24 protein-coding genes are annotated in these 22,217 nt (G+C 65.3%); 7 read left to right on the plus strand and 17 right to left on the minus strand.

All coding sequences use genetic code 11. The features are described from left to right. Nucleotides 1-6: 6 nt before the first annotated feature. Both CSQ99_RS16380 and CSQ99_RS16385 read right to left on the minus strand, forming a co-directional pair. Nucleotides 7-1,068, minus strand: a complete 1,062-nt coding sequence (locus tag CSQ99_RS16380; RefSeq protein WP_425437829.1) for an NAD(P)H-dependent amine dehydrogenase family protein — start codon at nucleotides 1,066-1,068, stop codon at nucleotides 7-9. 21 nt (nucleotides 1,069-1,089) lie between these two features. After that, nucleotides 1,090-2,058 carry an LLM class flavin-dependent oxidoreductase gene (locus tag CSQ99_RS16385; RefSeq protein WP_099040057.1) on the minus strand — a complete coding sequence of 323 codons (969 nt, stop codon included), beginning with the start codon at nucleotides 2,056-2,058 and terminating at the stop codon, nucleotides 1,090-1,092. Nucleotides 2,059-2,181: 123 nt separating this feature from the next. On the opposite strand from CSQ99_RS16385, the gene CSQ99_RS16390 reads away from it, so the two are divergent. Beyond that, nucleotides 2,182-3,288: an NAD(P)H-dependent amine dehydrogenase family protein gene (locus CSQ99_RS16390; protein ID WP_099040058.1), complete on the plus strand. Its 1,107-nt coding sequence runs from the start codon at nucleotides 2,182-2,184 to the stop codon at nucleotides 3,286-3,288. A 1-nt stretch (nucleotide 3,289) separates the two neighbouring features. Here the strand turns inward: CSQ99_RS16390 and CSQ99_RS16395 are convergent, their stop codons facing one another. From CSQ99_RS16395 to rplS, 4 genes are all read right to left on the minus strand, one after another. Then, entirely contained in the window at nucleotides 3,290-3,595 is a 306-nt protein-coding gene (locus CSQ99_RS16395) for a DUF2469 domain-containing protein (protein WP_099040059.1), read from the minus strand. 49 nt (nucleotides 3,596-3,644) lie between these two features. Further along, on the minus strand, nucleotides 3,645-4,379 hold the full coding sequence (locus tag CSQ99_RS16400; protein ID WP_099040060.1) for a ribonuclease HII: 735 nt from the start codon (nucleotides 4,377-4,379) through the stop codon (nucleotides 3,645-3,647). A gap of 82 nt (nucleotides 4,380-4,461) precedes the next feature. Then, nucleotides 4,462-5,313, minus strand: a complete 852-nt coding sequence (gene lepB / locus CSQ99_RS16405; RefSeq protein WP_099040117.1) for a signal peptidase I — start codon at nucleotides 5,311-5,313, stop codon at nucleotides 4,462-4,464. 86 nt (nucleotides 5,314-5,399) lie between these two features. Further along, a complete protein-coding gene (gene rplS, locus CSQ99_RS16410; protein WP_006242158.1) occupies nucleotides 5,400-5,741 on the minus strand; it encodes a 50S ribosomal protein L19 in 342 nt (113 codons plus the stop codon). Nucleotides 5,742-6,048: 307 nt separating this feature from the next. Between rplS and CSQ99_RS16415 the strand changes: the two genes are divergently transcribed. Further along, a complete protein-coding gene (locus tag CSQ99_RS16415; RefSeq protein ID WP_099040061.1) occupies nucleotides 6,049-6,960 on the plus strand; it encodes a serine hydrolase family protein in 912 nt (303 codons plus the stop codon). A gap of 48 nt (nucleotides 6,961-7,008) precedes the next feature. After that, nucleotides 7,009-7,536: a hypothetical protein gene (locus CSQ99_RS16420; RefSeq protein ID WP_099040118.1), complete on the plus strand. Its 528-nt coding sequence runs from the start codon at nucleotides 7,009-7,011 to the stop codon at nucleotides 7,534-7,536. Nucleotides 7,537-7,542: 6 nt separating this feature from the next. On the opposite strand, the gene trmD is transcribed toward CSQ99_RS16420, so the two are convergent. From trmD to rpsP, 4 genes are read right to left on the minus strand one after another with little or no spacing between them, the layout of a single operon-like run. After that, nucleotides 7,543-8,220 (minus strand): tRNA (guanosine(37)-N1)-methyltransferase TrmD, encoded by a 678-nt coding sequence (trmD, locus tag CSQ99_RS16425; RefSeq protein WP_099040119.1) that lies wholly within the window; start codon nucleotides 8,218-8,220, stop codon nucleotides 7,543-7,545. 5 nt (nucleotides 8,221-8,225) lie between these two features. Continuing rightward, on the minus strand, nucleotides 8,226-8,741 hold the full coding sequence (gene rimM, locus CSQ99_RS16430; RefSeq protein ID WP_099040062.1) for a ribosome maturation factor RimM: 516 nt from the start codon (nucleotides 8,739-8,741) through the stop codon (nucleotides 8,226-8,228). A 10-nt stretch (nucleotides 8,742-8,751) separates the two neighbouring features. Beyond that, complete coding sequence (locus tag CSQ99_RS16435; RefSeq protein WP_099040063.1) at nucleotides 8,752-8,994, minus strand: RNA-binding protein; 243 nt, start codon at nucleotides 8,992-8,994, stop codon at nucleotides 8,752-8,754. An 8-nt stretch (nucleotides 8,995-9,002) separates the two neighbouring features. Continuing rightward, nucleotides 9,003-9,524 (minus strand): 30S ribosomal protein S16, encoded by a 522-nt coding sequence (rpsP, locus tag CSQ99_RS16440; protein ID WP_099040064.1) that lies wholly within the window; start codon nucleotides 9,522-9,524, stop codon nucleotides 9,003-9,005. Between the two features lie 178 nt (nucleotides 9,525-9,702). Here rpsP and CSQ99_RS16445 point away from each other — a divergent pair, with 178 nt between their 5' ends. Further along, on the plus strand, nucleotides 9,703-10,185 hold the full coding sequence (locus CSQ99_RS16445; protein ID WP_099040065.1) for a nuclear transport factor 2 family protein: 483 nt from the start codon (nucleotides 9,703-9,705) through the stop codon (nucleotides 10,183-10,185). Between the two features lie 89 nt (nucleotides 10,186-10,274). On the opposite strand, the gene CSQ99_RS16450 is transcribed toward CSQ99_RS16445, so the two are convergent. Beyond that, nucleotides 10,275-10,697 carry a nuclear transport factor 2 family protein gene (locus CSQ99_RS16450; protein ID WP_176561051.1) on the minus strand — a complete coding sequence of 141 codons (423 nt, stop codon included), beginning with the start codon at nucleotides 10,695-10,697 and terminating at the stop codon, nucleotides 10,275-10,277. 45 nt (nucleotides 10,698-10,742) lie between these two features. Here CSQ99_RS16450 and CSQ99_RS16455 point away from each other — a divergent pair, with 45 nt between their 5' ends. From CSQ99_RS16455 to CSQ99_RS16465, 3 genes are all read left to right on the plus strand, one after another. Beyond that, the gene (locus CSQ99_RS16455; protein ID WP_099040067.1) at nucleotides 10,743-11,621 is read left to right on the plus strand and encodes a D-alanyl-D-alanine carboxypeptidase family protein; all 879 of its coding nucleotides are present in this window, start codon (nucleotides 10,743-10,745) and stop codon (nucleotides 11,619-11,621) included. A gap of 107 nt (nucleotides 11,622-11,728) precedes the next feature. Continuing rightward, nucleotides 11,729-12,526, plus strand: a complete 798-nt coding sequence (locus CSQ99_RS16460) for a D-alanyl-D-alanine carboxypeptidase family protein (RefSeq protein ID WP_099040120.1) — start codon at nucleotides 11,729-11,731, stop codon at nucleotides 12,524-12,526. A 156-nt stretch (nucleotides 12,527-12,682) separates the two neighbouring features. Next, nucleotides 12,683-14,305: a diflavin oxidoreductase gene (locus CSQ99_RS16465; RefSeq protein ID WP_099040068.1), complete on the plus strand. Its 1,623-nt coding sequence runs from the start codon at nucleotides 12,683-12,685 to the stop codon at nucleotides 14,303-14,305. On the opposite strand, the gene CSQ99_RS16470 is transcribed toward CSQ99_RS16465, so the two are convergent. From CSQ99_RS16470 to CSQ99_RS16495, 6 genes are all read right to left on the minus strand, one after another. Further along, nucleotides 14,302-15,384 carry a metal-dependent hydrolase family protein gene (locus CSQ99_RS16470; protein WP_099040069.1) on the minus strand — a complete coding sequence of 361 codons (1,083 nt, stop codon included), beginning with the start codon at nucleotides 15,382-15,384 and terminating at the stop codon, nucleotides 14,302-14,304. The two genes, CSQ99_RS16465 and CSQ99_RS16470, sit on opposite strands and share 4 nt — an antisense overlap. 1 nt (nucleotide 15,385) lies before the next feature. After that, complete coding sequence (gene ffh, locus CSQ99_RS16475; RefSeq protein WP_099040070.1) at nucleotides 15,386-16,939, minus strand: signal recognition particle protein; 1,554 nt, start codon at nucleotides 16,937-16,939, stop codon at nucleotides 15,386-15,388. A 33-nt stretch (nucleotides 16,940-16,972) separates the two neighbouring features. Further along, nucleotides 16,973-17,806, minus strand: a complete 834-nt coding sequence (locus CSQ99_RS31425; RefSeq protein ID WP_245908948.1) for a DUF4190 domain-containing protein — start codon at nucleotides 17,804-17,806, stop codon at nucleotides 16,973-16,975. Between the two features lie 94 nt (nucleotides 17,807-17,900). Further along, a complete protein-coding gene (locus CSQ99_RS16485; protein ID WP_099040071.1) occupies nucleotides 17,901-20,378 on the minus strand; it encodes a [protein-PII] uridylyltransferase in 2,478 nt (825 codons plus the stop codon). Nucleotides 20,379-20,458: 80 nt separating this feature from the next. Further along, nucleotides 20,459-20,797: a P-II family nitrogen regulator gene (locus CSQ99_RS16490; protein ID WP_099040072.1), complete on the minus strand. Its 339-nt coding sequence runs from the start codon at nucleotides 20,795-20,797 to the stop codon at nucleotides 20,459-20,461. Between the two features lie 33 nt (nucleotides 20,798-20,830). Then, nucleotides 20,831-22,195 (minus strand): ammonium transporter, encoded by a 1,365-nt coding sequence (locus tag CSQ99_RS16495; protein WP_099040073.1) that lies wholly within the window; start codon nucleotides 22,193-22,195, stop codon nucleotides 20,831-20,833. Between the last annotated feature and the right edge of the window lie 22 nt (nucleotides 22,196-22,217).

Below are 22,217 nucleotides of genomic sequence, written 5' to 3' on the forward strand. Positions count from 1 at the left end.
CTCCTCTTAATCGAATGCGTGACGCGGCAATGTGTTCGGCAGGTCGAGCGAGCTCAGTAGGCCGGCGGGTGCTTCGACCACGTACGGAATCGCGTTGACCACCCGCATCGCGGTGGCGGCCATCGCCGCGTGGCCCGCGGCGTGACCTTCCGCGGCGCCGACGTTCATCGCGCAGTGAATGTCAGGATCGCCCTCGATATCGACGCGGTATGTCGCATCGAACTCCGATGTGAGCCAGTCAGGCGCCACGTCGCGCGCCATCCGGATGATGTGTTCGACGACAATCGCTTCCCTGCCGTTGACCACTCCGGCCGCCCTGGTGCTCACCGCGCCACACGTTCCCGCCTTGATCGTGCCGAACGCCACCTCGATGTCGCGCTCGGTGAGGCGGCGGTCGAGCGTCCCGCGAACCTCCTCGACCTCGACGCCCAGGCCGGCAGCCATGAGATGTATCGGTGCCCGCCACGCCATTTCGATGAAGCCCGGAGTCTTCAGGAGAGGTTCGAAATCGAGCGGGTGGCCGAAACCCATGCCGTTCATCATCACGTCGGCCACCGGGTAGTGGTCGTTGAGTGCGACCTCGGTGACCTTGAGGCAGCCGATCTTCTTCGACTGCGTGGCGAGCACCAGTGCCAACTGATCTGAGCCGAACCCGGGAAAGATGCCGGATGCATAGAACGACGCATTTCCCGCTTTGGCCGCCGATTCCAACTGCTCACGCCACTCAGGCGAGAAATAGGCGGGTGGATACACCAGGCTGGTTGACGACGTCGACACGACGTTGATACCCGACTCGAGCAGCTTGAGGTAATCGGGCACGGCACCCCCGTCGCGGTCGGGTCCGCTGGCGGCATATACCACGCAGTCGGGCTGCAGCGCGATCAGCGCGTCGGCGTCATTGGTCGCCGTCACCCCGACCGGATCGATACCGGCGAGCACGCCGGCGTCCTGGCCGACCTTGTCCGCCGAATGCACCCATACTCCGATAAGATCGAGGTCCGGACGGCCCGTAATCGCGTCTATCGCAATGGATCCGACGCCTCCGGTCGACCAGACCACGGTTGTCAACGTCACAATTTCACCTTTCGGTCACGCACGCTCGGTCGCCATGACGGCGCGTTCCAGATACGGCCATGCGATGTCGGGCGGGATACCGCCGCACAGCGGAAGCAGCGGAAGCGGTCTGCCGCCGCGGATATAGGCGGCCGCCTCGTCGATGGTGAAGATCCGGTACGGGCCAGGGGTATCCCGTAGGGCGGCGACAGTGTCGGCGCGCGAGATGCTGGCGACCGAATCATCGCCATGGCGATAGGACGCAGCCATCGTCGCATCGTGCAGGAGGTGGATTCCGAGCTCATCCCATGCGGCGTCGACGTCGTCGGCGACGAAGACCGTGGTGGGCGCGTCGGGAGTGGGAAACTGGATCACCCCCGGTTCATGGCCGTTGGCACGGCATTCCGCTTCGTAGAAGTCCTTGAGTGCGGGTGAATCGGTTTGAGAGATGAAGCCAAGCCCGTACTTCGCCGCGCGCCGCGCCGCCGCCTTGCTGCCTCCCGCGATGAGCATGTACGGCCCCCCTGGTGTCGCAGGAGCCGGTGTGACATGCATTCGTCTGCCGTCGAGCTCGACCGGTTCTCCCGCAAGCAGGAGGCACAGTAACGCGAGGGACTCATCGGCCCGCCGTCCGCGCCCGTCCATATCAAGCCCGAAATGCTCGTATTCCTCAGGGCGGTGGCCGATTCCGAAGGCGTAAGAGACCCGCCCCTTGCTGATGATGTCCAGAACGCTGATCTCCTCCGCCAGCCGGACAGGGTCCCAGAACGTGATGGGCACGGCCGCCAGAAGGATCGCGAGTTGCTTGGTGCGGGCGGCAATCGCGGACGCGAGGATGTGCGGGACAGGGAGATGACCGTCGTCAGCACCGTGATGTTCACTCAACACGGCGATCAGCGCGCCGCGCGTCTCGGCCCACGCACACATGTCGATCGCCCCGGCGTAGAGGTCAGTCGCGGGTGCACCGACGGCGGGCGCTCGCATGTCGAATCGCAGGGTGAACATTCAGTGCCGCATCAAGGACGGGGTGGCCACGCCGACCGACTATAACCTAAGATTTGTTCTGCTTCGCTTTAATAGTGGTTGCTATTCTAAAACTTGTTCGGGCGCTCGCCACGAGGAGGAAAAATGACAGCAGGTAGGCACCGCGTCGTGGTGTGGTCGACGGGTGGCATCGGGTCCATCGCGATCCGGGCTATCAACCAACGTCCGAACCTCGATCTCGTCGGAGTGTGGGTGCATTCCCCCGAAAAAGACGGCATGGACGCCGGCGAACTCGCCAACGGCGAACCGATCGGGCTGAGCGTCACAACCGACGCGGACGCGCTCATCGCGCTGAAGCCCGACTGCGTCATCTACGCCGCCAGCGGTCCCGAACGCGATGCGTTGGCGATCCCTGACTACGTGAAACTGCTCAGCGCCGGAATCAACGTCGTGACGACGAGCACCACCAGGCTGGTCAACCCGCATGCGTACGAGCCGGCCGAGTGGCGTGATCAGCTCGTCACCGCGGCGAAGGCGGGCCAGGTATCGCTGTACGCATCGGGTATCGAGCCCGGCTTCGCCGCCGACTACCTTTCGCTGGTACTGAGTACGCAGTCGTCCCAGATCGAGAAGATCCACGCCTACGAGATCGGCCTCTATGACGACTACGGCGTGCCCGACATCATGAGTGACGCAATGGGATTCGGCCGTCCCCTCGACTACGAGCCGTGGATCGCCATGCCGGGCGCCATCGAAGGCGAATGGCAGGGACAGATCCGGATGGTCGCCGATGCGCTCGGCGTCGAGGTTCAGGAAATGCGGTCGACATTCGATCGCGCGGTGACGGAACGGACGCTCGACGTCGCGATGGGCACGGTCGAGGCAGGCACCTGCGGCGCATTGCGGATGCAGGCGATCGGTGTCGTCGACGGACGCGAGGCCATCGTCATCGAACACGTCACCCGCCTGGCTCCCGACGTCGCACCGCACTGGCCGACGCTGCCGAATGCCCTGGGCTATCGCGTCGTCATCACCGGCACGCCGGACATCGACTGCACCTTCGACGTGACGCTTCGCGATCGCAAGAAAGCAGGAATCGAGAGCATGACATCCGGGGCGGGAGCGATGGTGGCCACAGCCATGCGCGTCGTGAACGCCGTGCCCTACGTGGTGGCAGCGGCGCCGGGCCTGATCAGCTCCGTCGACCTGCCGCTCACCATTCCGAAGGGCGCCTTCAACCCTGGCGGGTGAGCTACTCGGGGAGCCGAAGCTCGGGCTTCTCGACCTCTTCGATGTTCACGTCCTTGAAGGTGATCACCCGGACCTGTTTGACGAAGCGAGCCGGCCGGTACATGTCCCACACCCACGCGTCGCCCATCCTCAGCTCGAAGTAGACCTCGCCCTCGGAGTTGCGGGGCACCAGCTCGACGCTGTTGGCGAGGTAGAAGCGCCGCTCCGTCTCGACGACGTAGCTGAACTGCCCGACGATGTCCTTGTATTCGCGGTAGAGCGAGAGCTCCATCTCGGTTTCGTACTTTTCGAGATCTTCGGCACTCATCAGCTCAGCCGTCCTTCATATCCGCACTCATCGCGATTCCAATCCTCCCCTACCCGAATCGGCTCCGCTGTTCGGGTTCGGTGTCGAGTTCCACGTCCGGCACCAACACGGTGCCGATTTCTGTGCCCACCCCTGTCACCAGCCGACGGACATTGATGAACGAGTACCGGTGCTGGCTGCACGGGCCCAACTCGGCGAGGGCCGCGCTGTGCGCCGGAGTGCTGTATCCCTTGTGCTCGGCGAAGCCGTAGCCCGGATGCTCGGACTCCATCGCGACCATCAGCCTGTCACGACTCACCTTCGCCAGCACGCTCGCCGCCGCGATGCACGCCGCTGCCGCGTCACCGCCGACCACAGGCAGCGAGGGCGCCGGCAGACCCGGCACCCGGAAGCCGTCGGACAGCACATAACCCGGCCGCACCGACAGGCCCGCCACGGCACGTCGCATGCCCTCGATGTTGGCCACGTGTACTCCGCGGCGATCGACTTCCTTCGATGGAATGAAGACCACGTGGTAGGCCAGCGCGTACCTGCGGATCAGCGGAAACAGGCGCTCGCGTTCATTCTCATTGAGCTTCTTGGAGTCGTCGAGTGCCGCCAGGCTCTCGAGCCGGTTCGGTCCGAGCACGCAGGCCGCCACCACGAGCGGCCCCGCACAGGCTCCGCGCCCCACCTCATCGACGCCCGCCACGGGCCCCAGGCCACCGCGGTACAGCGCAGACTCCAAGGTGCGCAGGCCGGAGGACTTCCGGATCACCGTTCGTGGAGGCCATGTCGACGGCAACTCAGGCCCTCTGTCCCCCTGCCTTCGGCGGGCGGTGCCCCCACTTCGCTCTGAGCGGCTCATCGCGAAACTCCTATTGGGACTACGGGTTCACCTGGGGATTTACCGAGTCCACCCCACCCCATCGGCCCGGTGGCCATGCGATGAACTGTGCTTTTCCGATCACATTGGCTACCGGTACCGTGCCCGCCTCCGGGTCACCCGTGCACAGCAGTCCCCGTTGTGCGTCGGTGGGCGTACTCGTGCAATGCGCGCGCGAATCCGCGGAATGGGTGCGGTTGTCCCCCATCACCCACACCTTGCCTTCGGGGACGGTCACCGGCCCGAACTCATTGCCCAGACACGCGGCGTAGGGGTTGTTGGGTTCGACATTCATCGTGGCGAAGTCCAGATACGGCTCGTCGAGGCGCTTGCCGTTGACCGTCAGCCCGGTATTGGCGCGGCACTCGATGGTCTGGCCGCCAACCGCGATGACTCGCTTGACGAGGTCGTTCTCGTCCGGCGGGACGAACCCGATGAAGGACAGGCCGTTCTGGATGAAGCGCACCACCTCGTTGTCGGACCGGATCGACTTGTATCCGACGTTCCAGTTCGGTGGACCCTTGAAGACGACGACATCGCCGGGTTCGGGCGATCCGAACCGATAGGACAACTTGTCGACCATGATGCGGTCGCCGGTGCAACCGGGGCACCCGTGCAGCGTGGGCTCCATCGACTCCGATGGGATGAGATACGGGCGCGCGACGAACGTCAGCATGACGTAGTAGAGGACCAGCGCGATCGAGATCAGAATGGCGAATTCGCGCAGCGCGCCGTGCTTCTTTTTCGGTTCGTCGGCGTCGTCTTCCGGAGCCGCCCCGGCGGCGACATCGGAAACAGAATCAGAGTCCTCGGGCACGCCGTCGAGCTCGTCGGGTTCGCTGGATCCACTCACCGGATCAGGGTAGCCAGCGCGCTGCTCATCGCCGCGCCGATCGGCTCCCACCTGTCAGAACCCGGCGTGTCGGCCGGACGCGCCAGTCAGCGCTTTTCCTTGATCTTCGCCTTCTTGCCACGCAGCTCGCGCAGGTAGTACAGCTTGGCACGACGGACGTCACCGCGGGTGACGACGTCGATGTGGTCGATGTTGGGCGAGTGCACGGGGAACGTCCGCTCGACGCCCACGCCGTAGCTCTCCTTGCGCACGGTGAACGTCTCGCGGATGCCACCGCCCTGACGGCGCAGAACGACACCCTTGAAGACCTGGATGCGTTCCTTGGAGCCCTCGATGACCTTCACGTGCACGTTCACGGTGTCGCCGGGGCTGAAGTCCGGGATGTCGTCGCGTAGCGACGCCTGATCGACGAAATCCAGCGTGTTCATCGGTGACACTTCCTTGCTGTTGGCGGCTGCGGGCGGTGGCGAATCAATCGCGTCGCCGAGCCGATCTTTCGGGTATCGGGGTGTATCTCGCAGCGGACTGAGAGACCGAAGGTCCCGACCGGCGCAGACAACTGCTCAATTGTGCCAGATAGGCCCGATCCAGCGAAATCCGGTGACGAACGACGACCCCGCACGCTGCGGACGCCTAGCTGCGCGCGACCGGTCATCGGCGGTTAGGCTGAATGCCAAAGGGTATGGCGGTGTAGTGAGCCCGAACCCTTATCCACCAAGGAGCCGTGGGAGGGTCATGCGACGCGGGGCGTCGAAGCTGGTCACGGCTGTCGCGGTCGTCAGCGCCGCGATGCTCGCCGGATGCGGGTGCGAGGCGAGGGTGTACGGAACTCCTCCGGAGCCCGCACTGACCGTCGTCGCGCCGCAGGGCAGCATGGCTCCGCTACCCGAAGCACCGCTCGACGAACCCCCCGCCAGCTTCGCCGGGCTGGATGGCCGCATCCAGCAGGCGGTCGCCGGTGCGGCGGGTGCCGACATCTCGGTCGTGGTGTTGGATCGAAGCACCGGCCAGACGGTGTCGGGCGGGGACGGTCGGCCGTTCCCCATCGCCTCGGTGGTGAAGCTGTTCATCGCAGACGACCTGTTGCTGCAGGAAGCCGAAGGGAAGACGGAGCTGTCGCCCGCTGATCGCGGCGCGCTCGACGTCATGCTGAGATCGTCCGACGACAGTGCGGCCGAGAACTTCTGGAACCGCAGCGGTGGCAGCGACATCATCAGCCGCGTCGTCGCCCGCTACGGCCTTACCAGCACGACGAAGCCGTACAACGGTAGCTGGGACCTCACGATGAGCACCGCAGGCGACCTGGTCCGGTACTACGACAAGCTGCTGAACGGCAGCGGCGGACTGCCGCAGGAGCAAGCCAACGTCATCATCGGCAATCTCGCGCGGTCGACGCCGATAGGGATCGACGGATACCCGCAGCGTTTCGGCATTCCCGATGGGCTCTACGCCGAGCCCGTCGCCGTCAAACAGGGGTGGTTCTGCTGTTGGAGCGGCGCCAACCAATTGCATGTGTCCACCGGGGTGATCGGCCATGAGCGACGCTATGTGATGGCGATCGGGTCGCTGGATCCCACCGGCGACGCGGCCGCGCGCGAGCACGTCACCCAGGCCGTCAAAACGATGTTCCCCGGCGGCCATATCTAACTCGCCCCTTTTGCGCGAGCTGGGCCCATGCGGAAGGAAAGCGACCCCATGACAGATGACGACCGCTCCGCACTGCGGCTTTCCCGTCGAACCATGCTCGGCAGCCTGGGTGTCGGTGTCGCCGCGATGGCCACCGCGCCGCAGGCACAGGCGCAGCTCGACGAGGGCTACGAGGCGATGCTGATGAAGTGCATCGACCCGCGATTCACCACCAACGCCTGGAATTACATGACGGGCCGCGGCTGGCAGAACAACTACAGCGAGTTCGCCTTCGCCGGCGGCCCGGTCGGCGTGGTGGCATCGGCCTTCGCAGGCTGGCATCAGACGTTCTGGGAGAACCTCGCCATCTCGGTGGACTTGCATTGGGTGAAACGGGTAGTCGGTATGACGCATCGCGATTGTGGCGCCGCCGCAGTGGCCTATGGCGATCGGGTCCTGACGGACAGGGCCTATGAAACCGAGATGTTGTCCGCCGCGCTGCGAGAGTTCCGCACCCAGGTGCAGCAACGCGAGCCCGAGCTCCCTGTCGAACTCGGCATCATGGAAATCGACGGCAGCGTGCAGTACGTCAACTGAGCGCGTTCAGTCCAAGAGGTCGGGTCGCCGGTCGCGAGTGCGCTGCAGGCCCTGTTCGCGTCGCCACGCCGCGATCTTCGCGTGGTCGCCGGACAGCAGAATCTCCGGCACGTCGAGTCCGCGCCAGCTCTGCGGTCGGGTGTAGCTCGGCCCCTCCAGCACCCCGTCAGAGTGTGAATCATCTTGGTGGGAAGCCGGATTGCCCAGTACGTCGGGCAGCAGTCGGACGACCGCTTCGATCATGACCAACGCCGCGGACTCTCCGCCGGGCAACACGTAGTCACCGATCGACACTTCCTCGACGCGCATCCGCCGGGCCGCATCGTCGGCGACCCGTTGGTCGATGCCTTCGTAGCGGCCGCAGGCGAACACAAGGTGCTTTTCGTTGCTCCACCGTTCGGCGTCGGCCTGGGTAAACAGCCGCCCCGCCGGTGTCGGAACCACCAGAAGCGTTTCGTCGGAGCATATTTCGTCGAGGGCGTCACCCCACACCGGCGCCTTCATCACCATTCCCGGCCCGCCGCCGTAGGGTGCGTCATCGACCGAGCGGTGAACATCGTGGGTCCAGCGTCGCAGATCGTGCACACCGACTGCGAAGATCCCGGCTTCAATCGCCTTGCCCGGCAGAGCTTGTCGCAGCGGGTCGAGATACTCCGGAAAGACGGTCAACACATCTATGCGCAGCATCGTCATTCCAGGTCCAGCAGACCATCGGGCGGATCGATCACGATGACCTGATCGGCCAACGACACCGACGCCACGATGGCGCCGACGAACGGGACGAGCACCTCACCATCTTCGGTCCGCACCGAGAGCAGCTCCCCTGCCGCGGTGTGCAGCACCTCGGCGACGGTGCCCACCTCGGCGCCTGCGGTTGTGCGCACCCGCAGCCCCTCCAGCTGATGGTCGTAGAACTCGTCGGGGTCCTCGATGGGGGGCAGATCCGCGGAATCGACGAGGAAAAGGGCGCCGCGCAACGCGTCAGCGCTGTCGCGGTCGGCGACCCCATCCAGCCGGACCAGCAATCGCCCGCCGTGCTGGCGCGCTGCAGCGACGATAACCAGCCTTTCGGACCCGCCCTTGGCGCGGGCACGCAGGCTGTTACCGGGCGCGAAGCGGGTTTCGGGGTCGTCGGTACGGACATCGACGACGAGCTCGCCGGTGACCCCGTGCGCCTTGACTACCCGCCCGACAACGAGGTCCATGTCGACCTAACTACTGGTCGGTGTCCACCACGTCGACGCGGATGCCTCGACCCCCGATGCCTGCCACCAGCGTGCGCAGGGCGGTCGCGGTGCGTCCGCCGCGGCCGATGACCTTGCCGAGGTCTTCCGGATGGACGTGCACCTCGACGGTGCGCCCGCGGCGGCTGGTCACCATATCGACCCGCACATCGTCGGGATTGTCCACAATCCCGCGAACCAGGTGCTCGACGGCGTCGACGACAACTGAACTCACAGCCGGGCTCAGTTCTCGGTGGCGCCGTCGACGGTGGCGTCCGCACCCTCGGCTGCCGGTTCGGACTCGTCCTTGACCGGTGCGGTCTCGGCGGCGGTGTCGTCAGCCTTCTCAGGCTTCTCGGCGGCGGCCTTCTTGGCGGGCGCCTTCTTCTTCTTGGCCTGGGTGGCCTCGCCCGACGGTCCGCCGTCGGCTTCGGCCAACGCTGCGTTGAAGAGATCCAGCTTGCTGGGCTTGGGCTCCTTGACCTTCAGCGTGCCCTCGGCACCGGGCAGACCCTTGAACTTCTGCCAGTCACCCGTGATCTTCAGCAGCGCCAACACGGGCTCCGTGGGCTGGGCGCCGACGCCGAGCCAGTATTGGGCGCGCTCCGAGTTGATCTCGATGAGGCTCGGATCTTCCTTCGGGTGGTACCGGCCGATGACCTCGATGGCGCGGCCGTCGCGGCGATTGCGCGCGTCGGCGACGGCGATGCGGTACTGGGGATTGCGGATCTTGCCGAAACGGGCAAGCTTGATCTTGACAGCCATGGTGGTGCGATTCTCCTGTGATTGCCACGTTGGCAATTCGAGCGACGCGGGCGGGCTGCCCGGTCCGGTTTTGCCTTACGTGTGTGACCACCACACAGCCGGAGTTGCGTGGCGGACAGCCGCCCATTGTGCCAGAACGGGCCCTAGCAGTGAAAATCCGCCCGCTACCCTCTCGTTTGTGGACGCCACCGAGACCCTGCTCGACATCGAGGCCATCAAGCAGTTGAAGGCGCGTTACTGCCGCTACCTGGACACCAAGGACTGGCAGGCGTGGCGCGGCGTCTTCGCCGATGACTTTCACAGCGACACCTCGCCGTCGGGCGGCAAGGTGATCGACGGCGCCGACGAGTTCGTTGCGTTCGTGCGCAAGACCCTGAACACCCAGCCCACCGTGCATCAGGTTCACGCACCCGAGATCGAGCTGACGTCGCCGACGACCGCACGTGGCATCTGGGCGCTCAACGACATCGTGCGGTTGGCGCCCGGCCTGAACCTCGACGGCTGGGGGCACTACCACGAGACCTACGAGAAGATCGACGGCCAGTGGCGCATCACGAGTTCGACACTGACCCGCCTGCGCACCGACTTTTTCAATCCCCTTTTCTCCGTACGCATCTCGGACCGGCTGACCCGAGCGGCCGCCAAGTTGGCACGCCGCTGAGCGCGACAGCCCCGGCCCACTTCCGGCGACTGACCGTGTGTACGCGACACGCCGTGAACCCGCGTGCATTTCAGGTCGCTCGCGCGGGCTCACAGCAGCTTGTCGAAGCATTTCTCTTCGACCCGCTTGGTCATGCGCCAGCCCTCGGCCGTGCGGATGAACTCATCGATGTACCAGAGCCCGCAGAGCATGATCTGGTTCTCGTCTCCGCCGAACACCATGGGGTTGAAGCAGAAGGTTCGAGATGACGCGATGTCACCGTCGACATGCACGTCGAAGTTGCCCAGCATGTGGGCGTGGGCATTGAAGATTTTCGGCAACGTCTCCGCCAGCCAGGCCTTGACCTCGGGGAAACGGCCGTCGATCCCGCCCATCGCCCGATAGTCGATGTAGGCGTCGGGGGTGAAGACCCGATCAAGGTCGTCGAATTGCCTTTGGTCGATCGCCGTCGAGTAATCGATCAGCAGCTGTTGTATCTCGAAACGATCCGATATCTCTTCCAGGCTCAACATGCATCGATTGAACACGATCGCGCCACGGCGTTAGGCTCAGCCGTCATGCGGAGGTTTCTGGTCGGCATCGCGACCACCCTGTGCTTGGTTGCCGGGGGGACCGCGGTGGCGTCAGCCGTGCCTGCCGGCGTCATCCAGCCATCGGGTTCGGTGCCGATACCCGAAGGGCCGGCGCAGGCCTGGATCCTCGCCGACATGGACAGCGGGGCGGTGCTGGCCGCTCGCGATGAATTCGGCCAGTACGCACCCGCGAGCACGATCAAGGTCCTGCTCGCGTTGACGGTGCTCGACGAGATCCCGCTCGACACCACGATCGTGGCCACCGAGGCCGACACCAAGGTCGAATGCAACTGCGCCGGTGTTGCTCCCGGCAAGGTCTACACCGCACGCCAGCTGCTCGAGGCGCTGCTTTTGGTATCGGGCAACGACGCCGCCAACACCCTTGCCAGCATGCTCGGCGGTCAGGACGTCGCCGTGATGAAGATGAATGCCCACGCCGCACTGCTCGGCGCATACGGCACCAATGCCGGCTCACCGTCGGGTCTCGACGGTCCCGGTATCGACATGTGGTCCTCACCGCACGACCTCGCGGTCATCTTCCGCGCCGCCATGGCCAACCCGGTGTTCGCGCAGATCACCGCGCAGCCGACCGCCGTTTTTCCCACGAAAACGGGCGACAAAGTGCTGGTCAACCAGGATGAGTTGCTCAAGCGCTATCCCGGCACGCTCGGCGGCAAGACGGGCTTCACCGACATCGCGCAGAAGACCTTCGTCGGCGCGGCCAATCGCAACGGCAGGCGCCTGGTCATCGCGCTGATGTTCGGCATGGACAAACCCGGGCAGCCGACGTACTGGGATCAGGCCGCCAGCCTCCTCGATTGGGGCTTTGCGCTCGACCGGAATGCCACCATCGGCGCTCTGTAGTCGTGCGAAGTTGCTGAATCGCAACACGTTCGAGACCGCGAATCCGAACGCGCCGGTTAGGCTCGGCGTCCGTGCGAAAGTTGTTGGCCGCGTTGGCGATCACGACGATCCCTCTGTGTTCGGTCAATGCCGTCGCGCCGCCCGCGGTGGCCCAGCCCGGCATCGAGCCGTCGGGTGCTGTCGCGCTGCCGGAAGGACCGGCGCAGGCATGGTTGCTTGCCGATCTGGACACCGGCGCAATTCTGGCTTCCCGCAACGCAAATGAGCCGCATGCGCCCGCGAGCACCATCAAGCCGTTGCTGGCGATGGTGGTGCTGGACCACCTGCGCCCGGACAATTTCGCACGCGCCAATTCGTCGCACACCGAGGTCGAATGCTCCTGCGTGGGATTGAAGCCCGGTCAGCCGTACACGACCCGCCAGCTGCTCGAGGCACTGCTGATGGTGTCGGGTAACGACGCCGCGAACATGCTGGCCGACATGCTCGGCGGACAGGGAGTGGCGGTTCCCGCGATGAACCGCAAGGCGGCCGCCCTTGGCGCTCGTTCCACCAAGGCCTCGTCCCCATCCGGGCTCGACGGGCCGGGATGGGAATCGGTCACCACTCCCCTAGACCTCGCGGTGATCTATCGCGCGGCGCTGACCTACCCGCTGATCGCGCACATCATGCGATCGCCGTCGGCTCAGTTCCCCGGCAAGACCATCACCAACCAGAACGAACTACTGACCCGCTACCCCGGCACATTCGCAGGCAAGACCGGGTTCACCAACCTCGCCCGCCATACCTTTGTCGCCGCCGCGCAGCGGGGCAACCGCCGACTGGTGGTGGTGGAGATGTACGGCACCGGCGATCTGTACGGTCAGGCGATCCGCCTGTTCGATTGGGGTTTCAGCCAGCCCCGCTGACGACCCGCCGCAGTGAATTCGGCGCGCTAACCAACCTTGAGGGTCTGTCAACGCGCCGAATCCACTGGCTCGTCCGCGGCGGTAGAGAGACCCCCGCAGCACCTCGCTTCCAAGTAAGGTCACCCTAAATTCGGGCGAGACCGAGGGGAAGCGATCGTGACTGGCCAGCAGTTTTCACTGATCGTCGGCTATGGCACCGATATGGGCAACGCCGAGGACGCGGCGATGACGTTCACCGAGACACTCGAGAGCGTCGGCATCGAAGCCGAGGCCATCGAGCTCAACCAGATCGATGTCGCCGACTTGCAGACGGCCACGCACTTCGTCGCCGTCACGTCGACCTTCGGCGACGGTGAGTTCCCCGACAACGCCACCCTGTTCTGGGAAGCGATCAGCGGCGAGACCGAGCGACTCGAACACCTCAGTTTCGCGGTGCTGGCGCTCGGCGACATCTCCTACGACCTGTTCTGCCACGCGGGCAGGCTGCTCGACGAACGACTCGAGGCGCTTGGAGCGACTCGGCTGGCCGAACGCGTGGACATCGACGGCTTCTACGAACAGCCGGCCAAAGCGTGGTCGACCGACGTCGTCAAACTGCTGGCCGCGGAGTCGACTGAACCGGCGTCGACTGTCGTCGCGAACACTTCCGAGATCAAGGAAGTCGAGCCGCCGCACAGCCGGGAGCGCAACCTCCCCGTCGACGTCCGCCTGGTCGTCAACCGCCGACTCACGGCGCCGGAGTCCGATAAGGAGGTCCGCCACTACGAGATTGACCTTGCCGGCACTGGAATCTCTTACCAGGCAGGCGATTCAATCGCCGTGCACGCGAGCAACGATCCGGCGCTCGTCGACGCGATTCTGTCGCAGCTCGGCGTCGGAAGAGGCTACGCCGTCGCCGACCACGACGAGCCACTCGGCGTCCTGCTCACTGACAAGTTCGAGATCCGGACGCCGTCACGGGCGTTGAAGGCATTGGTGGCCAGCCGAACCAGTGATGAACTGGCAGCGGCTGCGCTACGCAGTGACAGCGCGCTGGTGCCCGGTTCGTGGCTCTACGGCAAGGACGTCCTGGACCTGATCAAGCTGGGCGGCCTGGCCGTCGACGAGGTCGTCGACACGCTGCGCGCGCTTCAATTCCGCGACTACTCAATCGCATCGAGTCCGCTGGCGCATTCCGACCGCGTGCACCTGACCGTCGCGACAGTGCGCTACAGCGCCGAGGACCGCACGCACGGCGGCGTGGCCTCGACATTCCTCGCCGAGCGCGGCGACACCATGCGGGTACACCTGCGACCCAACAACCATTTCCGCCTACCTGCCGACGACGTGCCGATCATCATGATCGGCCCGGGAACTGGCATTGCGCCGTTTCGGGCCTTCCTTCAGGAACGCCACGCGAACAAGGCGCCCGGGCGGTCATGGCTGTTCTTCGGCGACCGGCGGCGCGCGACCGACTTCCTCTACGGCGACGAGTTACAGGGCTTCGTGGAATCGGGCACGCTCACCCGGTTCGACGTCGCGTTCTCCCGCGACGGTGCCGCCGGCGTCCCGAAAACCTATGTGCAACATCGCATGCTGGAGCAGGCGGCGGAGTTCTTCGACTGGCTTCAGGCCGGGGCACACGTCTACGTCTGTGGTGACGCGGAGCGAATGGCCAAGGACGTCGACGCGACACTGCACGACATCGTCGCCCAATCCGGTGGTATGGATGCCGCCGCGGCTCACGCATACGTCAACGACCTCATCAAGTCGCATCGGTACCTGCGCGACGTCTACTAGCGGTAGGCAACGCCCCGAAGTATCACCAGATCCGGGTTGTTGACGATGCCCGCGCCGCGCCGCGGATCGTCCTGGTAGCAGACCAGGTCGGCTGAGGCCCCGTGCTCAATACCTGGTCGGCCCAACCACTCCCGGGCGCTCCAGCACGCCGCGCCCAACGCCTCGGTCGGACTCATCCCGATGCCTTTGAGTGCGTCGATCTCGTCGGCGATCCGGCCGTGGGCCACCATGCTGCCCGCATCGGTGCCGGCATAGATCGGCACGCCTGCTTCTCGGGCGGCGGCGATGCGCGACGGACACTTCTCGTGGAGGTCGCGCATATGGCGAGCGTAGGCCGGGAATTTGGCTGCGGCGTCGGCGATACCGGGAAAATTCTCGATGTTGATCATCGTGGGCACCAACGCGGTGCCGTACTCGACCATCAGCTCGATGGTGTCGTCGGTCAGCCCTGTGCCGTGCTCGATGCAGTCGATGCCTGCCTTGATCAGCCCGGGCAGTGCGTCCTCACTGAACACGTGTGCCGTGACGCGGGCGCCGTTGTCGTGGGCGGCGTCGATCGCCACCTTCAGTACGTCGTCGGACCACAGCGGCGCCAGGTCTCCGACCTCGCGGTCGATCCAGTCGCCGACGAGCTTCACCCAGCCGTCGCCGAACCGCGCCTGTTCGGCCACGGCAGCGGGCAGCTGGGACTCGTCCTCCATTTCGATCGCGAACCCGCGCTCGTAGCGCTTGGGCCGGGCGAGGTGGCGGCCGGCTCTGATGATCCGCGGAAGGTCGTCGTGGTCATCGAGGCTGCGGGTGTCGCACGGTGACCCGGCGTCGCGCAGCAGCAGCGCGCCAGCGTCGCGTTCGGTCTCGGCCTGGGTGATGGCCTCGTCCAGATCGGTCGCCCCATGGGCTCCGAGCCCGACGTGGCAGTGCGCATCGACGAGGCCGGGCAGGATCCAGCCGCCGTCGAAGACCGTCGCAGCGTCATTCACCGGTTCGGCACTCAACGTGCCGTCGACGATCCACCACTGCACTGGCTGTCCGTCAGGCAGCCCGAGGCCTTTGATATGGAGCGGCGGTGCAGCCGTCACCCTAGTTCTGGCCCGGGAACTTCAGCTTGGACAGGTCGATGTTGGCGAGGCCGGGAGGGAGTTCGTCGAGACCCTTGGGCATATCCGAGAGATCCGGGAATCCGGCGGGCATTCCTGCCGCACCCAGGGGATTGCGCACCTTCGGCGGCGTCGGCCCCTTCCCGCCCTTCTTGCCCTTCTTCTTGTTCTTCGCGGCCTTACGGGACGATCCCTTTCGACCGAACGGCATGCCCATCTGGCCCGCCATCGACGACATCATCTTGCGAGCCTCGAAGAACCGCTCGACGAGCTGGTTGACCTCGCCGACCGTCACACCCGATCCGTTGGCGATGCGCAATCGGCGCGAGCCGTTGATGATTTTGGGGTCCGCACGCTCGGCGGGCGTCATGCCGCGGATGATCGCCTGCAGCCGATCCAGCGACTTGTCATCGACGGCGGCCAGCGCGTCCTTCATCTGACCCGCGCCGGGCAGCATGCCCAACAGGTTGCCGATCGGGCCCATCTTGCGGATCGCCAGCATCTGTTCGAGGAAGTCCTCCAGCGTGAGCTCGCCGCTGCCGATCTTCGCGGCAGCTACCTCGGCCTTCTCGGCGTCGAATACCTGCTCGGCCTGCTCGATGAGCGAGAGCACATCGCCCATGCCCAGGATGCGGCTCGCCATCCGGTCGGGGTGGAAGACGTCGAAGTCCTCGAGCTTCTCGCCGCTCGACGCGAACAGGATCGGTACGCCGGTGATCTCGCGCACCGACAGCGCCGCGCCGCCGCGGGCGTCGCCGTCGAGCTTGGTCAGCACCACACCGGTGAACCCGACGCCCGCACGGAACGCCTCGGCGGTGTTGACGGCGTCCTGGCCGATCATCGCGTCGAGCACGAAGATCACTTCGTCGGGGTCAATCGCGTCGCGGATCCCGCCCGCCTGCCGCATCAGCTCCTCGTCGATGCCCAGGCGACCAGCGGTGTCGACGATGACGACGTCGTGGTGCTTGGCCTTGGCTTCGGCAATGCCCGCCGATGCCACTGCGACGGGGTCACCCGGCGCCGAGTCGTCGGACCCTTCGACTGTGCCGGGATGCGGAGCGAAGACGTCGACACCTGCGCGTTGGCCGACGATCTGGAGCTGGTTGACGGCGCCGGGGCGCTGCAGGTCACACGCGACCAGCAGCGGGGCGTTGCCTTGACCCTTGAGCCATTTTGCGAGCTTGCCGGCGAGCGTGGTCTTACCCGAGCCCTGGAGGCCGGCCAGCATGATGACCGTTGGCGGGGTCTTGGCGAACGCCAGCTGGCGAGTCTCGCCACCGAGGATGGTGATCAGCTCGTCGTTGACGATCTTGACGACCTGTTGGGCGGGATTCAGCGCGCCGGACACCTCGGCGCCCTTGGCGCGCTCCTTGATGCGTGCGACGAAGTCGCGGACCACCGGCAACGACACGTCGGCTTCGAGCAATGCCAGCCGGATCTCGCGGGTCGTCGCATCGATGTCGGCGTCGGACAACCGCCCTTTACCGCGCAGCCCCTGTAGGGCGTCGGTCAACCGGTCGGACAGCGATTCAAACACGCGGTCCAGCCTAACTTCTCCGGCCCGGCACCCCTACGACACGTCGTCGAGCGAACCGATGAGCACGACGAAGTACACGACGACGATGACCGCGAAGAGCACCAGCAGCGCCGTCGTGACATAGCCGATCACCAGGCCTGCGATGGCCAGTCCCCGGCCGTCGTCGCCGCTCCGCTTGATCTGCGATAGCGCCATGTGCCCGAACACGATGCCAAGGGGCGCCAGCACCAACGAGGACACCAGTGCCGCGATAGCCATCGAGTTGGTCTGCCGCACAGGCGGATACGCCTGCGGGCCCAGGTGCTGGACGGGTGGCGGCATTCCTTCGGTGCCCGCTGTGGATGACGAGCCCATCGCGTCGAAACCCCAGCAGATCAGGCAACCCAGCACGAAGGCCCCGATCCAGACGACCCAGTACGCGACCCATGCGGTGCCGATCGTGCGGTACAAGAGGCCCGACGCGCTGAGCACGGCGATGAGAACCGCCACCACCAGCGTAGGGGCGAGGCCAATCGCCCACTTCGGGGTTTGCCGGCGCGCAATACCCCATGCGGCGACGAACCCGACGAGCGTGACGACCGTCATCAGCCGGTCGGCCCATTCCACGACACCCGTGTACGAAGCGAACGAAGTCACGGCCGCGATGCCGACGTCGAGGATCGTCACCGCCGTGCCAACGATCACCGCGGGCAACCGTCGCGCGGCGGTGCGTGCAAAGAGTGCGACAACCGCGACGAAGTAAATCCCGAGCACCGCGGTCCACGCCAGGCTCCAGAGCTTCACGGTGTCCACCGGCCAGTCCAGGTCGGAGGCCAGCGCACGCAGGTACCAGATCACCACCGTTGGGAGCACCAAAGCTGCGCTCACCAGTGCTTGCGTAGGCCCTGAACCGCGGTTGGCAACACTTTGTCCCTCGGCGGTCATGCGCCGATTTTGGCTGCCGATGCTCGCCGAACCCGCACTAGCTGGCCTCTGAAACCGGCTTCACGGGCGGGGGTGCGGGCAGGACGGCATACAGGTCGCGCTCGAGTCCGTCGCGCACGGCGTCGGTGTCCCCAGCCGCGGCGATGCCGAACACGTCGACGACCGACGAGCCGAGGGTGGTGACCTTCGCCCACGCAATATCGACGCCATCGCGTTCGAAGACTGCCGTCAGCCTCGCCAGCAGGCCCGCGCGGTCGGTGCTGCGGATCTGCACCACCAACTCCCCTGGGGCCGCTCCGTCGGACCACAGGATTCGCGGCGGGGCGATCACGTGGTTGATCGGGACGGCATCCGGCACCTCGCCGGCGCGTGCCGTTCCGTACTGCGCTGCGTCGCGATCGCGCTTGTCCAGCGACGCGAGCGTGTCGAGGTCGCCATCGAGAGCGAGGATCCACTGCTGCCGCAGCAGCTCGGCAGCGGGCGGGGAACCGAAGTGGGGCGACACCACGAATGTGTTGATAGCCGAACCCGCATGCCCGTTCACCGACGCCGAATGCACCCGCAACGAGTTCAGCGCCAACACACCCGCGGCTTTGGACAACAATCCCCGGCGATCCGGCGCGATCATCGTGACGTTGTAAATGTGCGGACTGTCGGCAGGTGTGATCTCGACATGGATGCCGACCTCGGCGGCCAGCGAAAGGTACCGCGGGTCAATGGGATCGGGCTCCGGCAGTGGTTCGCCGGCCATCACCAAGCGGCAGCGGTGCACGAGATCGCCGATGAGGGACGCCTTCCAGTCACCCCACACCCCCGGACCGGTCGCCAGCGAGTCCGCTTCGGCCAGTGCGTGCAGCAGTTCCAGTACGACGAGATCACCGTCGAGCGCACCCACCACCAACGCGATGGTGTTGGGGTCCTGTAGATCGCGTCGCGTCGCAGTGTGCGGCAGCAACAGATGGTGGCGCACCACCTTGGACAGGATCTCGACATCTGAGGGCCACAGGCCGAGGCGGGTACCGATCTGGACCGCCAGATCCGCACCGATCACGCTGTGATCACCACCACGGCCCTTACCGATGTCGTGGCACAGTGCGCCAAGGACCAACAGGTCGGGCCGCGACACTCTGGTGGTGAATGCGCTTGCCCGCGAAACGGTTTCAACGAGATGTCGGTCGACAGTCCAGATGTGTACGACGTCGCGTGGCGGAAGGTCGCGCACCGCACCCCATTCCGGAAAGAGGCGACCCCACAGGCCGGTTCGGTCAAGCGCCTCGATGGTGGCCACGGCTGCCGGACCTGCGGCCAGCATGACCAGCAGGTCTTTGAGAGCTTGGCGGGGCCACGGCGTACGCAGTTCCGGCGCGTTCTCGGCGAGACGGGCCAGCGTGGACGCCGCCATCGGCAAACCGGTGGTGGCCGAGGCGGCAGCCACCCGCAAGATCAGGCCGGGGTCACGTTCAGGGCGTGCATCACGCGCGAGGATGACCTCGCCGGCGAATTCGATCACCCCTTCGTCGAGGGGACGGCGCGTCGGCCGTCGAAACGCAGCGAGTCCGCGTCTCGGCAGCGCATTGCCTGCGGTGCGAATACCGGTGTCGACATAGAAGCTGATGGTCCGGGCGGCATCGGAAAGCATGCGGGCCAAATCGAATCGGTCGCCGATCTGCAATGCCGCGCCGATCTCGTCGGCGTGTTGGGCCAGTAGCAGGTCGCGGCCGCGCCCTGCGACCCGGTGCAGTTCGGTGCGCACATTCAGCAATGTCATATGCGCCTCCCCCAGTGTTTCGGTGGGGGACGCCAGTGATCGGCTGGGATAGACATCGGCGAGCTGAGCGATCGCCAGCGCGTTGAGTAGCTGAACGTCGCGCAGGCCACCGCGTCCGCATTTGAGATCGGGCTCTGCGCGGTGGGCGATCTCGCCACTGCGATGCCAGCGCGCGCGGGTGTGCTCCACAAGTTCGTCGAAGCGCGAAGCGACTCCGGTACGCCACTGGCGCCTGGCTCCCCCGATCAGCAGAGTTGAAAGGTCCGAATCACCCGCGATATGCCGCGCTTCGAGCATGGCCAATCCGGCGGAGATATCTTGGCCGGCCACGGTTAGCGCCTCGGGCACCGTGCGGACACTGTGGTCGATACGAATGTTCGCATCCCACAAGGGATACCACAGTAACTCGGCGACCTGACCGACGACATCGTGCGGCATGTTGTCGTGCAATAGCGTCAGGTCGAGATCCGAGTACGGCACCAGTTCGCCTCGGCCCAGTCCACCGGTCGCGACGATAGCGAAGCCACTGGTAGGCGTGATGCCGATCTCGGTCGCCTTTGTGGTGAGCCAGAATTCGTGTAGATCCAGCAGTGCATCCCGCAGCGCAGCCGAATCCAGTTGCCGGGCATCATTGGTCAGCAGTTGCCCGGCGGCAGCGACGAGGTCGGTGGCTGGACGTGACGAGCCCGCCGCCGGAGCCACCCACTGTGGGGGCCCGGCGGCGGAATCTCGACTCTGTTCAGTCATTTCGTGTCCTCCCCGGCCTCAAACCTGTAAACGCTCACGATCCAACGGCCGGGCGAAGACTTCTCATCACTTCAGACTGATCAAAGGGCATCCGTTCCACGCTCGCCGGTGCGTACCCGCACGACCGTTTCAACTGGACTGACCCACACCTTGCCGTCGCCGATCTTTCCGGTGCGCGCGGCCTGGACGATCACGTCCACGACCTTGTCCACGGCGGAATCGTCGACCACGACCTCGACTCGAACCTTGGGAACGAAGTCGACGGAGTACTCAGCGCCGCGATACACCTCGGTGTGACCCTTCTGGCGACCGTAGCCCTGGACTTCGCTGACAGTCATTCCGAGGACCCCGGTCTGCTCGAGTCCGGTTTTGACGTCTTCGAGCGTGAACGGCTTGATGATCGCAGTAATCAGCTTCATGTAGTCAATCCCTTCCGATGAAATTGTTGCCGATCAGGCGAGCTCATAAGCCGTTTCAGCATGTTCGGTCTCATCGATACCAGTTTCTTCGTCTTCAGTGGCAACTCGCCAGCCCAACGGTTTGACGACGAACGCGATGATTACGGTCATGATCCCGGTGAAGGCGACTGCCACCAACGCGATTACCGCTTGCACAACCAACTGCTGAATACCACCGCCGAGGAACAGTCCGGTATCGGTCGCGAAGAGTCCGATGGCGATGGTGCCCCACAGACCCGCGACGAGGTGGACTCCGACGACGTCGAGCGAGTCGTCGTAGCCGAACTTGTACTTCATTCCGATCGCCAGGGAAGACAGGATGCCTGCTACCGCGCCGAGGACCAGCGACCACACCGGAGTGAGCGACCCGCACGCCGGGGTGATCGCCACCAGACCCGCGACGATGCCCGATGCGGCACCGACGCTGGTGGCGTGGCCGTCGCGGATGCGTTCCACCAATAGCCAGGACAGCATCGCCGCGGCGGTGGCCGCCGTGGTGTTGACCCAGACCAGGCCCGCGAGCATGTCTGCCGCGCCCTCGGAGCCCACGTTGAAGCCGAACCAACCGAACCACAGAATCGCGGCACCCAGCATGACGAACGGAATGTTGTGCGGCCGGTAGGGCGTCTTTCCCCATCCGGCTCGCTTCCCGAGCAACAGCGCCAGAACCAATGCGGCCATGCCGGCGTTGATGTGGACAACGGTGCCGCCGGCGAAGTCGATCGGCGGCACGTTGGCCGCCTCGGCTTCCGCGTCGTAGCCGAAAAGCCAAGAGGCAATGCCGTTCTCAGCGCCGGACAGCATGCCACCGCCCCACACCATGTGGGAGAGCGGGAAATAGACCAGCGTGACCCAGATGCCACCGAACAGCAACCACGTTCCGAACTTCATCCGCTCGGCGACCGCGCCACTGATCAGCGCGACGGTGATCACGGCGAAGGTGAGCTGGAAACCCACCCACACAATCGCTGGCACCGAACCGAATCCGCCGAGCACGTATAGCGTCTCCTCGCCGACTTCCTTGGTTTCTAGAAGTTGGCTCACGCCGAACAGTGAAAACGGATTATCGAAGATGAGGCCTGGATCGGCGCCGGTATGCGCCGAAGAGAACGACATCGAGTATCCCCACAGGATGTAGATGACGCTGACGACTCCGATCGAGCCGAACGACATCATCATCATGTTGAGAACCGACTTCTGTCGGGACAGTCCACCGTAGAAGAACGCCAGGCCTGGTGTCATGAACAACACCAACGCGGCGGCGGTCAGCACCCAGGCGGTGTCGCCCGCGCTCAGCCCATCCGGGCCGAACGGTGCGAATGCATCGTCAGGTAGAAGTAGAGGTACGGCTGATACCACTTTGTGTGAACCTCCTTGGGAA

It is taken from the genome of Mycobacterium neglectum (genome assembly GCF_002591975.1).
Lineage (GTDB): Bacteria > Actinomycetota > Actinomycetes > Mycobacteriales > Mycobacteriaceae > Mycobacterium > Mycobacterium neglectum.